The sequence below is a fragment of the Azospirillum sp. UENF 112521 genome, assembly GCF_058780665.1.
The window spans coordinates 709,160-724,765 of sequence record NZ_JBSNCI010000003.1 but is presented as its reverse complement, the minus strand read 5'-3'; the positions used below and the strand labels follow the sequence as shown (position 1 = coordinate 724,765).

14 protein-coding genes are annotated in these 15,606 nt (G+C 69.2%); 12 read left to right on the top strand and 2 right to left on the bottom strand.

Going from position 1 to position 15,606, the window contains the following annotated elements; genetic code table 11:
* The first annotated feature begins 206 nt into the window (after nucleotides 1-206).
* The 8 genes from ACWPN8_RS19005 to ACWPN8_RS18970 all read left to right on the top strand — a co-directional run bounded on the left by ACWPN8_RS19005 (nucleotide 207) and on the right by ACWPN8_RS18970 (nucleotide 9,554).
* Nucleotides 207-1,577 (top strand): FAD-containing oxidoreductase, encoded by a 1,371-nt coding sequence (locus tag ACWPN8_RS19005; RefSeq protein ID WP_492241841.1) that lies wholly within the window; start codon nucleotides 207-209, stop codon nucleotides 1,575-1,577.
* Nucleotides 1,578-1,708: 131 nt separating this feature from the next.
* Nucleotides 1,709-2,998: a c-type cytochrome gene (locus tag ACWPN8_RS19000; protein WP_492241840.1), complete on the top strand. Its 1,290-nt coding sequence runs from the start codon at nucleotides 1,709-1,711 to the stop codon at nucleotides 2,996-2,998.
* Nucleotides 2,995-3,486: a (2Fe-2S)-binding protein gene (locus ACWPN8_RS18995; protein WP_109447881.1), complete on the top strand. Its 492-nt coding sequence runs from the start codon at nucleotides 2,995-2,997 to the stop codon at nucleotides 3,484-3,486. The genes ACWPN8_RS19000 and ACWPN8_RS18995 overlap by 4 nt, the downstream gene beginning before the upstream one ends.
* The gene (locus ACWPN8_RS18990) at nucleotides 3,483-5,753 is read left to right on the top strand and encodes a xanthine dehydrogenase family protein molybdopterin-binding subunit (RefSeq protein WP_492241839.1); all 2,271 of its coding nucleotides are present in this window, start codon (nucleotides 3,483-3,485) and stop codon (nucleotides 5,751-5,753) included. The genes ACWPN8_RS18995 and ACWPN8_RS18990 overlap by 4 nt, the downstream gene beginning before the upstream one ends.
* Before the next feature lie 40 nt (nucleotides 5,754-5,793).
* Nucleotides 5,794-6,909: an FAD binding domain-containing protein gene (locus tag ACWPN8_RS18985; RefSeq protein WP_109447883.1), complete on the top strand. Its 1,116-nt coding sequence runs from the start codon at nucleotides 5,794-5,796 to the stop codon at nucleotides 6,907-6,909.
* Nucleotides 6,910-7,035: 126 nt separating this feature from the next.
* A complete protein-coding gene (locus ACWPN8_RS18980; protein ID WP_492241838.1) occupies nucleotides 7,036-7,584 on the top strand; it encodes a helix-turn-helix domain-containing protein in 549 nt (182 codons plus the stop codon).
* Between the two features lie 43 nt (nucleotides 7,585-7,627).
* Entirely contained in the window at nucleotides 7,628-8,230 is a 603-nt protein-coding gene (locus tag ACWPN8_RS18975) for a TetR/AcrR family transcriptional regulator (RefSeq protein WP_492241837.1), read from the top strand.
* 85 nt (nucleotides 8,231-8,315) lie between these two features.
* Complete coding sequence (locus ACWPN8_RS18970) at nucleotides 8,316-9,554, top strand: YbfB/YjiJ family MFS transporter (RefSeq protein ID WP_492241836.1); 1,239 nt, start codon at nucleotides 8,316-8,318, stop codon at nucleotides 9,552-9,554.
* Here the strand turns inward: ACWPN8_RS18970 and ACWPN8_RS18965 are convergent.
* Nucleotides 9,518-10,453: a LysR family transcriptional regulator gene (locus tag ACWPN8_RS18965; protein ID WP_492241835.1), complete on the bottom strand. Its 936-nt coding sequence runs from the start codon at nucleotides 10,451-10,453 to the stop codon at nucleotides 9,518-9,520. The two genes, ACWPN8_RS18970 and ACWPN8_RS18965, sit on opposite strands and share 37 nt — an antisense overlap.
* An 89-nt stretch (nucleotides 10,454-10,542) precedes the next feature.
* On the opposite strand from ACWPN8_RS18965, the gene ACWPN8_RS18960 reads away from it, so the two are divergent.
* Nucleotides 10,543-11,562 (top strand): NADP-dependent oxidoreductase, encoded by a 1,020-nt coding sequence (locus ACWPN8_RS18960; protein ID WP_492241834.1) that lies wholly within the window; start codon nucleotides 10,543-10,545, stop codon nucleotides 11,560-11,562.
* A gap of 252 nt (nucleotides 11,563-11,814) precedes the next feature.
* Complete coding sequence (locus ACWPN8_RS18955) at nucleotides 11,815-12,207, top strand: GNAT family N-acetyltransferase (protein WP_492241833.1); 393 nt, start codon at nucleotides 11,815-11,817, stop codon at nucleotides 12,205-12,207.
* 13 nt (nucleotides 12,208-12,220) lie between these two features.
* Here the strand turns inward: ACWPN8_RS18955 and otnI are convergent, their stop codons facing one another.
* Nucleotides 12,221-13,003, bottom strand: a complete 783-nt coding sequence (gene otnI / locus ACWPN8_RS18950; protein ID WP_492241832.1) for a 2-oxo-tetronate isomerase — start codon at nucleotides 13,001-13,003, stop codon at nucleotides 12,221-12,223.
* A 231-nt stretch (nucleotides 13,004-13,234) separates the two neighbouring features.
* On the opposite strand from otnI, the gene ACWPN8_RS18945 reads away from it, so the two are divergent.
* Both ACWPN8_RS18945 and aspA read left to right on the top strand, forming a co-directional pair.
* Entirely contained in the window at nucleotides 13,235-13,924 is a 690-nt protein-coding gene (locus tag ACWPN8_RS18945) for an MOSC domain-containing protein (RefSeq protein ID WP_492241831.1), read from the top strand.
* A gap of 205 nt (nucleotides 13,925-14,129) precedes the next feature.
* Nucleotides 14,130-15,545, top strand: a complete 1,416-nt coding sequence (gene aspA / locus ACWPN8_RS18940; protein WP_492241830.1) for an aspartate ammonia-lyase — start codon at nucleotides 14,130-14,132, stop codon at nucleotides 15,543-15,545.
* Nucleotides 15,546-15,606 lie beyond the last annotated feature (61 nt).

Sequence of the window (15,606 nt, the reverse complement as noted above, 5' to 3'; positions counted from 1 at the left end):
CTCCAACCCCGCGCCGTACCGCTCCGGTTCCGGCAGCTTGCCTGCGGGCGCCGTCCGGTTCTTGAACGATCTGACGATCACGTGAACGATCGGCACGGCTTGCCGCCAGTCATACCTTGGTTTGCTTGGAAGACGCCCGGCACCGGCGCTACCATCCTGCCCCACGCCATGTCCCCAAAGAACGCAACTGGCCGCAGGAGCCTGCCATGGTCGACGCCATCATCATCGGAGCCGGCCAAGCCGGGCCGCCGCTCGCCGAACGTCTGACCGCCGCCGGCATGAGCGTTGCGGTGGTCGAGCGCAAGCTGTTCGGCGGCACCTGCGTCAACACCGGCTGCACCCCGACCAAGACGCTGATCGCCAGCGCCCGCGTCGCCCAAATGGCCCGGCGCGCCGCCGAATATGGCGTGGTGCTCGACGGGCCGGTGCGCATCGACATGGCCCGGGTCAAGGCGCGCAAGGACGAGGTTTCCGGCCGTTCGCGCCAGAATGTCGAACGCTGGCTGCGCAGCATGCCCAACTGCCGGGTTTTGCAGGGCCATGCCCGCTTCGAATCGCCGGGCAGTGTGCGCATCGGCGACGAGTTGCTGACGGCCGAGCGCATCTTCCTGAATGTCGGTGCCCGTGCCGCGATCCCGGATATGCCGGGGGTGCGCGATGTCGATTTCCTGACCAGCGGCACGATCCTGGACCTCGACCATGTGCCCCGCCATCTGGTGGTGGTCGGCGGCAGCTACATCGGCCTCGAATTCGCCCAGATGTACCGCCGCTTCGGCGCGGAGGTGACGGTTGTGGAGAAGGGGGAACGACTGATCGGCCGCGAGGACCCCGACGTGTCGGACGCAATCAGGGAGTTGCTGGAGAAGGAGGGGGTGACCGTCCGGCTGTCGGCCAACTGCATCCGCTTCGCCCGCCATGCCGACGGGGTGGAGGTCGGGGTGAATTGCACGTCCGGCACCCCGTCGGTGGTGGGGAGCCATGTGCTGCTGGCCGTCGGCCGCACGCCCAACACCGACGATCTCTGCCTCGACCGCGCCGGCGTGGTGACGGATTCCCGCGGCTTCATCACGGTGGACGACACGCTGCGCACCAATGTGCCGGGCATCTGGGCGATGGGCGACTGCAACGGGCGGGGCGCGTTCACCCACACCGCCTACAATGATTTCGAGATCGTCGCGGCCAACCTGCTGGACGGCGACCCGCGCAGCGTGGACGACCGCATCCAGGCCTACGCGCTATACACCGATCCGCCGCTGGCGCGCGTCGGCATGACCGACGAGGCGGTTCGCCGTTCCGGCCGGCGGGCGCTGGTGGGCCAGCGGGCGATGACCCGCGTCGGCCGTGCGGTGGAAAAGGGCGAGGCCCAGGGCTTCATGCGCATCGTCGTCGATGCCGACAGCCAGGAGATTCTGGGCGCCGCCATCATCGGCCCCGGCGGCGACGAGGCGATCCACGGCGTGCTCGACATGATGTACGCCAAGGCGCCCTATTCCACCCTGCAACGCGCCGTTCACATTCACCCCACGGTCGCCGAACTGCTGCCGACCCTGCTGGGCGAACTGAAGCCGCTGGAATAGGAAGAGCCGAAAGCGGGTTTTGTACAAAAAATCCCGCTTTCAATCTTCAATAGCGAGGCCGGGATTTCCGGCACCCTCCCTGGACTGTCCGCCCGCCCTCGGTTCCCGCGGCGGACCACAGGAGGTGCAGCATGAAACGAATCCGATGGACGGGGTGGCTGACCGGAGGCGCCCTGGTCTGCTTCGTCGGCGTCGGCGCATTCCTTGGCATCGCCCACCGCAGCAGCCTGCCGGCCATAACTTCCCCCAAAGCCGCCGACTTTCCCGCGGAGATCCTGTCGCGCGGTGCGGCGCTGGCCGCCATCGGCGACTGCATCGTCTGCCACACCGCCGACGGGGGCGTGGCCTATGCCGGCGGCCGGGCATTGGCGACGCCGTTCGGCACGCTCTATTCGACCAACATCACGCCCGATCCGGAAACCGGGATCGGCAACTGGTCGAAGGAGGCGTTCAAGCGCGCCATGCGCGACGGGGTATCGCGGGACGGCCGCCATCTCTACCCGGCGCTGCCCTACGACCACTACCGTCAGGTGCATGACGGAGATCTCGACGCGATCTACGCCTTCCTGATGACCCGGCCGGCAGCGTCCGCGCCGGCCAGGGCGAACGAGCTGATCTTCCCGCTGGGCTTCCGCCCGCTGCTGGCCGGCTGGAAGCTGCTGTTCCTGCATCAGGAGGAGTTCACGCCGCGGCCGGACCGCGATGCGGAGTGGAACCGCGGCGCCTATCTGGCCGAAGGGCTCGGCCATTGCAGCGGCTGCCACAGCCCGCGCAACATCGCCGGGGCCGAGAAGACGGGCTCCGACGCCTATTCCGGCGGCATGGCGGAGGGCTGGGCAGCGCCGGCGCTGAATGGGTCCAGCCCGTCGGCGGTGCCCTGGACGGCCGACAGCCTGTTCACCTACCTGCGCACCGGCGTCGATGGCCGTCATGGCGCCGCCGCCGGGCCGATGGGGCCGGTGGTGCATGGGCTGTCCCGCGCGCCGGAGTCCGATGTCCGCGCCATCGCCACCTACATCGCCTCGTTGTCGGCGGATCGGGTGCCGAAAGCACCGGGCGCGGCCGACCGAGTGGCGGAGGCCGCAAGGACCAATCCGGCCGGCGCCTCACTCTTCGCCGGGGCCTGCGCCGGCTGCCACGAGGGCGGCGCACCGATGATGACGCAGGGGCGTCCCGGCCTGTCCACCGTCACTGCCCTGCAACTCGACCGGCCCGACAACGCGATCCGCGCCATCCTGCAAGGCATCCATGCCCCCACCGCCCCGGCCGGACCGGCGATGCCGCCCTTCGCCGCCAGCCTGACCGACGCGCAGGTCGCCGACCTCGCCGCCTATCTGAGGTCCCGCTTCAGCGCGCGGCCGGCCTGGACCGCGCTTGAAACCGCTGCCGCCACCGTCCGCAAGGAGGAGTCCCAGCCATGACCGTCACCATCACCGTCAACGGCGCCGACCATGCGCTTGACGTCGACCCGGCCACGCCACTGCTCTATGTGCTGCGCGACGATCTGGAGCTGAACGGGGCAAAGTACGGCTGCGGGCTCGGCCAGTGCGGCGCCTGCACCGTTCACATCGACGGCAAGCCGGCCTTCTCCTGCCTGACGCCGGTCGGTGCGGTCGCCGGACGCCGCATCCGCACGGTGGAAGGGCTGGGCAGCACGCAGGCTCCCGGCCTGCTGCAACAGGCCTTCGAGACAGAACAGGCCGCCCAGTGCGGCTACTGCATCGCCGGAATGCTGATGCGGGCCCAGGCCCTGCTCGACCGCAACCCCGACCCGGACGAGGCGCAGATCCGCGCCCACATGCAGACCAATCTCTGCCGTTGCGGCACCCACATGCGCATCCTGCGCGCCATCCGCCGTGCCGTCGCCATGCACAAGGGCATCCAGGCGGCTCAGGAGGTGCGGCCATGACCCCCGCCATGTCACCCCTGTCCCGCCGCGGCTTCCTGACCGGCGGCACCCTGACGGTCTCTTTCGCCCTTGCGCCCAAGGCCTTCGCCCAGCTTGCCGGCGGCGGCGAAGGCGGTGCCGGACCTGCCGTGGTGGCTCCCGACCTGAAGGGAAGCCTGAAATCGTCGCCCTGGCTCGACGCCTGGATCCGCATCGACGCCGATGGCCGGGCCACCGTCTTCACCGGCAAGGTGGAGCTGGGCCAGGGCATCCGCACTGCGCTGCTCCAGGTCGCGGCCGAGGAGCTGGACATTCCGCCCGCCACCGTCACCCTGGTCACCGCCGACACCGAACGCACACCGGACGAGGGGCTGACCGCCGGCAGCCATTCCATGCAGGACAGCGGCACCGCGATCCAGAACGCCGCCGCCAACGTGCGCATGCTGCTGGCCGCCGAAGCGGCGCGCGGCTGGGGCATTCCGGCTGAACAAGTGACCACTGGGGGCGACGGCAGGCTGCGCGCACCGGATGGCCGGACCCTGTCCTATGGCGAGGTGGCGGCGCGGCTGTCGCTGCATGTGCAGGCGGTGCCGGACGCGCCTTTGCGCAGGCCGGCGGACTACCGCACGCTGGGCCGCGCGCTGCCGCGGGTGGACATCCCGGCAAAGCTGACCGGCGGTGCCGCCTATCTGCACGACATGCGCCTGCCCGGCATGCTGCACGCCCGCGTCGTCCGCGGCCCCAGCGCCGGCACAGGTTTGCAATCGCCCGATCTGGACACCGTCGCCCGCATGCCGGGCGTGGTGAAGATCGTCCGGCAGGGTGGTTTCCTGGCCGTGGTGGCGGAGCGGCAATGGACGGCGATCCAGGCCCTGCGCCATCTGCAACGGGCAACCTACGCCCGCACCACGCTGCCGCCCCTGCCGGCCGACGGCAGCGGAGACGCCGTGGCGGCGACGCTGAAGGCGCTGCCGACCCGCGACATCCCGATCATGGACACCAGCGATCCGGCGGGACCGGCGGTCCACAGCGTCAAGGCGCGCTACACCCGGCCCTGGATCAGCCATGGCTCCATCGGCCCCTCCTGCGCCATCGCGCAATACGTGGACGGCACGATGACGGTGTGGACCCACAGCCAGGGCACCTTCGACGTCCGCCGCGTCGTCGCCGAATTGGTCGGCCTGCCGCCGGAGAAGGTCCATGCCATCCATGCCGAAGGCGCCGGCTGCTATGGCCAGAACGGCGCCGACGACGTGGCGGCCGATGCGGCGGTGATCGCCAAGGCCCTGCCCGGCCGGCCGATCCGCCTGCAATGGATGCGCGAGCAGGAGTTCGGCTGGGAGCCGCTCGGCCCCGGCATGATGACGGAACTGGAGGCGGAACTGGGCGCCGACAACCGCATCGTCTCCTGGCGCCATGCGGTCTGGAGCAACCCGCACAACAACCGCCCGGTCGGGGCCGGCGGCGTTCTTGCCGGCAACGAGGCCGATCCGCCCTTCCCCGCCCCCGAAGGCAAGCCGATCCCGATGCCGGAGGGCGACGGCAGCCGCAACTCCAATCCGCTCTACAGCTTCGCCAACACCCATGTCGTCTATCATTTCCTGAAGGACATGCCGGCGCGCGTCTCCGCCCTGCGGTCGCTGGGCGCGCATTTGAACGTGTTTTCCATCGAAAGCATGCTGGACGAGCTGGCCGCCGCGGCCGGCATCGACCCGCTGGCGATCCGGCTCGACCATATGCGGGACGAGCGGGCGCGCGAGGTCATGCAGGCGGCGGCCGACCGCTTCGGCTGGCCGACGCGCGTCAAGGGCGACGGCCGGCGCGGCTGCGGCATGGCCTTCGCCCGCTACAAGAATCTCGGCGCCTACTGCGCGGTGGCAATGGAGGTTGAGATCGACCGCGAGACGGGTCGGACGATGGTCCGCCGGGCGGTCGCCGCGGTGGATTGCGGCCAGCCGGCCAACCCCGACGGTGTGCGCAACCAGATCGAAGGCGCGCTGGTGCAGTCGCTGAGTTGGACCGGACATGAAGCGGTGCGTTTCGCCGCCGACCGCCGCGCCAGCTTCGACTGGAGCAGCTATCCGATCCTGCGCTTCGACGATGTGCCGGGGTCCGTAGAGGTGGTGGTGATGGACCGCCCCGGCGCCCCCTTCCTCGGCACCGCAGAGGCTGCGCAGGGACCGTCCGCCGCGGCACTGGCGAACGCCATCGCCGACGCCACCGGCGTCCGCCTGCGCGACATGCCGCTCAGCCCGGACCGGCTCAAGGCCGCGCTTGGTCCCGTCTGAGTTGGCCCTGTTCGAGTTCCCTCTTTTTGAAGGAAAAGCCATGAAGACCCTGCGTGTGAGGATCGTCGGCGGGTCGGTCGGCGGCCTGTTCGCCGCCGCCCTGCTGCGGCAGGAGGGGCACGATGTCCGCCTGTACGAGCGCTCCGGCGGCGGGCTGGCCGGCCGCGGCGCCGGGCTGGTCGGTCAGCGCGACCTGTTCGCCCTGCTGCGGGCGGTGGGCTGCGAGCATGTGGCGCAGGTCGGCGTCGTCGCCCATGAGCGCATCTTCCTCGACCGCGCCGGAGAAATCCGGCAACGGCAGGCGACGCCGCAGATGCAGATCTCCTGGGACCATCTGTACGCCACGATGCGCAGCAAGGTGCCCGACGACAGCTATGTCCTGGGCCGGGCCGTCCTGGCGGTGGAGCAGGATGGCACCACGGCGACCCTGCAATTCGACGATGGCAGCCGGGAGGAGGCCGATCTGGTGATCGGTGCCGACGGGCTGGGGTCCATCGTCCGCTGCGCGGTGGTGGGCAGGCACGCCGCCAACGAGTATGCCGGCTATGTCGCCTGGCGCGGGCTGGTTCCGGAACGCGAGCTGCCGGCGGAATCCGCCATCCTGCTGGACCGCTTCGCCTTCTTCGACATGCCGCAGTCGCACACGCTCGGCTATCTGGTCACCGGGCCTGCGGCGGAAACGGCGGTCGGGCAGCGGCGCTACAACTGGGTCTGGTACAGGCGGGTGGCGGCGGCCGAACTGCCGGCGCTGCTGACCGACGCCAAGGGACGCCACCACCCCCACTCGCTGGCGCCGGGGCAGGTGCCGGAGACGGTGGCGGCACGGCTACGGCAGGACGCGGCGGACCGGCTGCCGCCGCCCTTCGCCGCGGCCATCGCGGCGGAGCCCCGCCCGTTCCTCCAGGCCATCTTCGATTACGAGGTGCCGGCGATGACGCGCGGCCGGGTCGCTCTGCTGGGCGATGCCGCCTTCGTGGTCCGTCCGCACACGGCGATGGGCGTCGCCAAGGCGGCAGGAGATGCGATGGCGCTCGTCCGGCAGCTGTCGAACCATCGGGATGTCGAGACCGCCCTCCAGGCCTACAACGAGGAACGCCACCCCGCCGGGGCCGCCATCGCCGCCTACGGACGCCGGCTGGGCGCGATGCTGGAGTGAGCATCATACCAAGGGATAGCAACCGTAAAGCCATGGGGCGATGCGGGCGACCCCAGCGTGCGATTCCACCATGCGACCCAGGCAAGCGAAACTTCCTGCATGCCAAGCCACGCAGGGAGCCTTCAGATGCTTCAGCCCGCAACCGTCGACGACAGGATGGTCGCCACGCTGGTGACCCACGCCCTTGCGGTGCTGGACCATGACCCCGACGGTGCGCGGCGCTGCCTCGACCGGCTCGCCTCCCTGTTCGCCGGCCGGCGGGAAGAGCCGGAGGCCGTCGCCGCACCGCCGCCGTCCAAGGGGGGCCTGAGTTCCTGGCAGCTCCGCAGGGTAACCGGGCATATCGAGGCCAACATCGCCCGACCGATCAGGGTGGAGACGCTGGCCGCCCTGGTCGGGCTCAGCAGCGGGCATTTCACCGCCGCCTTCAAGGCCAGCACCGGCGAAACACCCCATTCCTACGTCATCGGGCGCCGCGTGCAACTGGCCCAGCGCCTGATGCTGGAAACCGACGAGCCGCTCTGCCAGATCGCCTTCGCCTGCGGTTTTGCCGATCAGGCCCACCTGACGCGCCTGTTCGGGTCCAGGGTCGGGCAGACGCCACTGCGCTGGCGCAAGGCAGGGCAGCGTTTGCGCGGCACCGAAACCCCTTGCCCCCGGACCGTCCCACCCTGATTTTAGATCAGACGATCTAAAATGAATTCGGGAGGCGGAAGCGATGGCTCGGCCGCGGAAGTTCGACGAGACGGCGGTTCTGGACGCGGCGGTGGACCGCTTCTGGACCCAGGGCTTCGAGGCGACCTCCACCAGGGAACTGGCGGAGAGCATGCAGATGACGCTCGCCAGCGTCCACAACGCCTTCGGCGACAAACGGGCGCTGTTCCGCCGCTCGTTGGAGCATTATCTGGACGGCTCCCTGCGCGCCCGCATCGCCCGGCACGAGGCGGCACCCTCCCCGGCCGCGGCCATCGCCGGCTTCCTGCGGGAAAGCATCGAGCGCTCGCTCGGCGACGGCTGCCGGCGCGGCTGCCTGCTGGTCAACTCCGCGCTGGAGGTCACGCCGGCCGATCCGGAGATGCGCGATTACCTGAACGCCGAACTGGCGACCATCGAGGACTTCTTCCGCCGCTGCATCGTCAAGGGACGGCAAGGCGGCGAGATCCCCGCCGGCATCGGTGCCGACGATGCGGCCCGCCTGCTCTTCTCCTGCCTGCTGGGCATCCGGGTGCTGGCCCGCGTCCGCCCCGAACGCAGCCTGCTGGAGGGGGCGGCCCGTGCCGCCCTCGCCAGCCTCGGCCTGCCGCCGATGCCGGACATCTGATCCCACCCTCCGACCTACATTCCCGAGATTTCCCGATCAACCGGGCGGGCCGCAGCCGCGGCGCCGTCAACAGGGACGCACGCCCATGAGCACGACCTCCGCCGGTGCCAAGGATCACCTCGACAGTTCCGCCTGGATGGCGACGTTCGCCGGCATGGCAGGCAGCCTCGTCGCCATCGGCCTGGCACGCTTCGCCTATTCGCCGCTGGTCCCGTCGCTGATCGAGGCGCACTGGTTTTCCGCCGGTGACGCCGTGACGCTGGGGGCGGCGAATTTCGCCGGCTATCTGGCGGGCGCCCTGCTCGGCCGGCCGCTGGCCGGGCTGCTGCCGAACCGGGCGCTGCTGCGGCTGCTGATGCTGGCGACATCCCTCGCCTTCATCGCCTGCGCCTATCCGCTGTCGCTGGCCTGGTTCTTCGGATGGCGCTTCGTCTCCGGCCTTGCCGGTGGCGCCATCATGGTGCTGGTCGCGACCAGCATTTTGCCTCACATCCCCGCCTCTCGGCGCGGCTTCGTCAGTGGAATGATCTTCCTCGGCATCGGGCTTGGCATCGCCGCGTCGGGCACCGCCGTGCCGGCGCTGATGCGGCTCGGCCTGCAAGAGACGTGGCTCGGGCTTGGCGGGCTGTCGCTGCTGCTGACCGCCCTGTCCTGGTTCGGCTGGCCGGCCTCGGCACCGCCGCAAGGAATTGCCGCCCCGGCGGTGGAACACGCCCCAAAGCATGAAGGGGGTGTCCTGCGCACCCTCTACGGCGAATATGCGCTGAACGCCCTTGGGCTGGTGCCGGTGATGCTGCTACTGGTCGATTACGTCGCCCGCGGGCTGGGCCATGGCGCGGACACTGGTGCTTTCTATTGGGTCCTGTATGGCGTGGCGTCAGTGGCCGGGCCCGTCGCCGTCGGATCGCTGGCCGACCGGGTCGGCTATGCCGCGGCCTACCGCATCGCCCTGCTGCTTCAGGCCGTGGCCGTCGCCACCCTGGCGGTCAGCGGTAATCCGTTGGTGGTCGGCGCTGCTACGGTGATCATCGGCGCCCTGACGCCGGGCGTGGTTCCCCTGGTGCTGGGCCGCATCCACGAACTGCTGCCGCACAGCCAGACCGAACAGCGCGCGGCCTGGAGCCGGGCCACCACCGCCTTCGCCCTGTTCCAGGCGCTGGGCGGCTACGGATACTCCTATCTCTTCACCCACAGCGGGCAGAGCTATGCCGCCGTCTTCCTGTGCGGCGCCGTCGCCCTGACGGTTGCGCTGGGCGCCGACATCCTGGTCAACGCCCGCCGCCGCCATCATCCGGGGAAGCGGGCGGCCGCCATCCGGTCCTGAAACTCCTTCTGCAAGTGGTCCAGGAAGGCGCGCACCGCCGGGTTGGTACGGCGGCTTTCCGGCCACAGCGCGGTGATGGTGTGCCGCTCGACGGCGAAGTCGGACAACACCGGGATCAGCCCGCCACGCGCCACATAGGGGGCGGCGATGAAGGTGGCGGCGATGCCGATGCCGCCGCCGGCCGCCAGTGCGGCGACCAGCGCGTCGCTGACATCGACGACGATGCCGGACGGCGGTACGACCTCGACCAGACGCTCGCCGATCCGGAAGGGCCAACGCAGCGTCTGTCCCGTGCTCTGGAAACGCAGGCTGACGGTGTCGTGACCATCCAGCCCGTCCGGGTGCACCGGCGTGCCGCGAGCCGCCAGATAGGCGGGCGAGGCGAAGCAGCAGAGCCGATGCGACGCCAGCCGACGCGACAGCAGCCGTAAATCCGCAAGCTCGCCGATCCGCACCGCAACGTCGATCCCCTCCTCGATGAGATCGACCATCCGGTCGTTCAGGCGCAGATCGACCGACACCTTGGGATGGAGCCGCCGGAAGCCCGGCAGCGCCGGCGCGATGACATGGACGCCGATCGGCAGCGACGCCGCGACCCGCAGCGTGCCCGACGGTTCCGAGCGGGCCGCCTTCGCCGCCTGCTCGATCTCCTCCGCGTCGCGCAGCAGCCTCAGCGCACGCTCGTGCAGATCCCTGCCCTCCGCCGTCAGCGTCAGCGAACGCGTTGTCCGGGTGAACAGCGACACCCCGAGCCGCTGCTCCAGCCGCTGCACGCTCTTGCTGACGGCCGAGGGCGAGACCGACAGCGAACGGGCGGCGGCGGTGAAGCTGCCCAACGTCCCGGCACGGGCGAAAGCAATCAGGCCGGTCAGGCTTTCCAGAATGATTTGTTCCTTCATGGCATGAGTGAAGCGATACCGAGACCGATTATCAATCCGAAAGCTGCCGGCCATATGGTCTTCCGGTTCTGAAGCTTGGAAAGGGGACCATGATGAACGAGACGATGAAAGCAGTCCGGTTGCATGCCTTCGGCGGTCCGGAGGTGCTGGTTTACGAAGATGCGCCGAAGCCCGTGCCGAAGCCGGGCGAGGTCCTGATCCGCGTCCATGCGGTCGGCATCAATCCTCCCGACTGGTACCTGCGCGACGGCTATCGGATGCTTCCTCCCGAATGGCAGCCGAAGGTCTCCTTCCCCGTCATCGTCGGAACGGACGTTTCCGGCGTCGTCGAGGCCGTCGCCGACGATGTGCGCACACTGGCGCCCGGCGACGAGGTCTACGCGATGATCCGTTTTCCTGCCGGCCTCGCCGGGGACAGTCGGGCCTATGCGGAGTATGCCACCGCACCGGCAACGGATGTCGGCCGCAAGCCGGCCGGGATCGACCATGTGCAGGCTGCCGCGGCCCCGATGTCGCTGCTGACCGCATGGCAGTTCCTGATCGATCTGGGCCACGACGAAGCGAACCCGCTCCAGCCGCACCAGCACCGGCCGGTGCCGCTCGACGGCAGGACCGTGCTGGTGAACGGGGCCGCCGGCGGTGTCGGACACCTTGCGCTTCAGCTTGCGAAATGGCGGGGCGCACAGGTCATCGCCGTCGCCTCCACCCGGCATGAGGTGCTTCTGCGCGACCTCGGCGCCGACGATGTCATCGATTACACCAAGGTCAAGGCCGAGGAGGTGGTGCGCGGAGTCGACCTTGTCGTCGATGCGGTCGGCGGTCCATCCTCCGCCCGGTTCCTGAAGACGCTGAAGCGCGGCGGCGCCCTGTTTCCGATTTTCCCGCTGGGCCTCGACGCCGCGACCGAGGCGGCCGAGCGGGGCGTCACGGTTTCGGCGACGCAGGTCCGCTCCAACGGCGCGCAACTGACGGAAATCGCCGGACTCCTTGACGACGGCACCATCCGCGTCGTCATCGACAGCGTCTTCCCTCTCGCAGACGCCCGCCTGGCCCATGAGCGTGCCGCAAAGGGCCATGTGCAGGGCAAGATCGTGCTCACCGCCGTCTGAGTGGGCGGTCCGGTCACGCATGACCCGCCAGCGGCCTCGTTCCAGCGGCGGCCCAGCCGGATGCATTCAAAGATTGTATCCGGAAGCCACGATCACCCGGCAGATCGAAGCCCAAGCTCAAGCCCAGGCTTGCAACCTGCTTCACGCACGCACCATTCTGTGACCGCAGCCGGTATGAGAAAACCGACACCGAGAGGACACGACGTGCAGTCAGAGATTGTTGAGATTTCCGAAGGACAGACTGAAGCGGCCGTGCCGGCCCTGCAGGTGCTGTGGCCGAAATATGAGGCGGCGGAGATGACCCGCATCATCGACACGGAGTTGCGGCCGAACGGCTACCGCCTCGCCGGCATTTTCCGCGAGCAGGAAGGCCCGGCGGCCTGTGTCGTGGGCTTCCGCCTGCAACATTCGCTGTGGCTGGGGAAGTCCCTCTACATCGTCGACATGGCGACGCTGCCGGACTATCGCGGCCGCGGCTATGCCGCCCTCATCCTCGACTGGGTGAAGGCGGAGGCGGAACGGTTGGAATGCAAGGCGCTGCATCTCGACTCCGCTGTCGGTCCGGAGCGCAGCAGCGCCCACCGCGTCTATATGGGCAAGCGCTACCAGATCGCCTGCCACCACTTCGTGCACAAGCTGGGCTAGCCCCGCGGGATCGTCACTGGGCCGCTGCGCGATACGGGGCGAACCAGCCGAGCCCGTCCAGCGTGGCGGCGCGCGGCCGGTATTCGCAGCCGACAAAACCGCAATAGCCGAGCCGGTCCAGCTCGGCAAACAGGAAGGGCCAGTTCAGCTCCTCGCCGTCCGGTTCGTTGCGCGACGGGACGGAGGCGATCTGAACATGCCCGACCAGCGGCATCAGCCGGCGCAGTGCCACGGTCACGTCGCCATGCAGGATCTGCCGGTGGTAGAGGTCGAACTGGAGCCGGACGTTGGGCAGCCCGGCCTCGGCGATCAGCCGTTCGGCAAGGTCGAAATCGTTCAGGAAATAACCGGGTATGTCGCGCCCGTTGATCGGCTCCAGCAACAGCTCGATCCCACGGTCAGCCAGCGCCTCTCCGGCATGGCGGACGGCCCGCCGGTAGGCGTCGAGCGCCACCGGATCGGTGGAATCGGCCAGCCCTGCCATCATGTGGAGACGCCGGCAGCCGGTCGCGCCGGCATAATCGAGCGCCTTGGCGACCGTGGCGCGGAACTCGTCGAAGCGGTCCGGCAGGGCGGCAAGCCCGCGTTCCCCGGCGGCCCAGTCGCCGGGCGGCATGTTGAACAGCGCCTGGGTCAGGCCGTTGCGCTCCAGCCGCTGCGCCACCGCGTCCGGTGCATGCTCGTAGGGAAAGAGATATTCGACCGCCCGGAACCCGGCATCGGCGGCGACAGCGAAGCGGTCCAGGAACGGCCACTCCGTGAACATCATCGTCAGATTCGCGGCAAAGGCGGGCATGGCGGCGGTAAGCTCCTACAGGCTGCTGACTGTGTCTGGAGACTGCCTCATCCGATAGCTTCCGGACAACCGCCGGCTTCCCGTCGAACAGCCTGTCCGTCGTCTTGCGCGTGCGCGCCGCAATGCTGACCTGCCAAGGCTGCGCCTTGGCTGGCGTCGGGCGGGCGGCGATAAGGAAACGCACGCCTGAAGCCGAAGCCATTCGGCAGTCACCAAAGCGGAGAACGGCCGATGACCAAGTCCACCATGCTGAACGCAGTCCTGACCGGCAAGGCGGTCCCGTTCGGCCGGCCGGACACGCTCAGCGCCATCGGCAAGCATCCGGTCGATGCCGCCATTGCCATCGGTCCGGCAGGCCTGAAGGGCGACGAACAGGCCGACCGCCGCAACCATGGCGGGCCGGACAAGGCGATCCACCATTATCCCTTCGACCATTACGCGGCCTGGCGCGGCGACCTGCCCGCCCCCTGCCCGCTGCTGGAATCCGTCGGTGCCTTCGGCGAGAATTTCTCGACGCTCGGCCTGACGGAGGAGACGGTCTGCGTCGGCGACATCTTCCGCATCGGCACGGCGACGGTGCAGGTCAGCCAGGGGCGCCAGCCCTGCTGGAAGCTGAACCACCGCTTCGGCGTGACGGACATGGCGCGGCGGGTGCAATCCACCGGCCGGACCGGCTGGTATTACCGCGTGCTGGAACCGGGCACCGTCGCCACCGGCGACGGGATCGCTCTGGTCGAGCGTCCGCTGCCCGACTGGCCGCTCTCCCGCATCCTGCGTGCCTTCTACCACGACACCGGCGACCTCCCCACGCTCGCCGGCATTGCGGAACTGGAGCCGCTTGCCACCGGCTGGCGCACGCTCGCCCGGCGCCGGGTGGAGAGCGGCAGGGTGGAGGACTGGTCCAACCGCCTCGGCGAATAGTCCGGCCCGTTCGGATTTCCGAACGCCCGAGCGCGGGGCTCATTCGGAAATCCGAACATCAGCGGCTCTGACCAGCAATCCTATCCAAAAAGATCAATGGCTTAGGCCGCGACGTCCTGTCAGCCCGCGCTGGCATGGCGGTTGCTCCTGATTGGGTGCGTCCCGCGCAGACGGGACGGTCTCAATCAAGGGAGCGAAACGTCCAATGCCTGCCACAACGCGCACCGAACACGACCTGCTGGGCGACCGCGAAGTCCCGGCCGATGCCTATTACGGCGTCCACACCCTGCGCGCTGTCGAGAATTTCCCGATCACCGGCACGCCGATCTCCCACTACCCCGATCTGGTCCGGGCACTCGCCGAGATCAAGATGGCAGCCGCCCGCGCCAACCATGAACTCGGGCTGCTGAATGCCGAGCGGGCCGACGCCATAGCCGCCGCCTGCCGCGAAATCCGCGCCGGCAAGCTGCACGACCAGTTCGTCGTCGACGTGATCCAGGGCGGCGCCGGCACCTCGACCAACATGAACGCCAACGAGGTGATCGCCAATCTGGCGCTGGAGATCCTGGGGCATCGCCGGGGCGATTACGCCCACCTGCACCCCAACGAGCATGTCAACATGAGCCAGTCGACCAACGACGTCTATCCGACGGCGCTGAAGCTGGCGACCTACACCGGCATTTTCCGGCTGGTGGAGGCGATGGGCCATCTGCGCGCCGCCTTCCAGCGCAAGGCCGACGAATTCCGCGATATCCTGAAGATGGGCCGCACCCAGTTGCAGGACGCCGTGCCGATGACGCTGGGCCAGGAGTTTTCCACCTACGCCGTCATGCTGGCCGAGGATGAGGAGCGGCTGAAGGAGGCTGCCCTGCTGATCCGCGAGATCAACCTGGGCGCCACCGCCATCGGCACCGGCATCAATGCCCATCCCCAATACGCGGCCCTGGTCTGCCGCCGTCTGGCCGAGATCAGCGGCGTGCCCGTGGTCACCGCCCCCAATCTGGTGGAGGCAACGCAGGATTGCGGCAGCTTCGTCCAGCTGTCGGGCGTGCTGAAGCGGGTGGCGGTGAAGCTGTCCAAGACCTGCAACGACCTGCGCCTGCTGTCCAGCGGCCCGCGCGCCGGCTTCGGCGAGATCAACCTGCCGGCGCGGCAGGCCGGCTCGTCGATCATGCCGGGCAAGGTCAACCCGGTGATCCCGGAGGTGGTCAACCAGATCGCTTTCGAGGTGATCGGCAACGACATGACCGTCACCTTCGCCGCCGAGGCCGGCCAGCTCCAGTTGAACGCCTTCGAGCCGATCATCGCCCACAGCCTGTTCAAGAGCATCACCCACCTGCGCCAGGGCTGCCTAGTGCTGGCCGACCGCTGCGTCGACGGCATCACCGCCAACCGCGACCATCTGGAAGCGGGCGTGCGCAACTCCATCGGCATCGTCACCGCGCTGAACCCCTACATCGGCTACGCCAACGCCAGCGAGGTTGCCGCCGAGGCCCACCGCACCGGCAAGGGCGTCGCCGAGCTTGTGGAGGCGCGCGGCTTGATGACCGCCGCCGCACTGGCCGAGGTTCTGCGGCCGGAGGTGCTGACCCAGCCGCGGCTGCTGGCGACCGCCGGCTGACCCGTTCCGCCAACCCGGCTCCGACCCGCTCGGGGCCGGCTCCCATCGACCGCAACCCGGC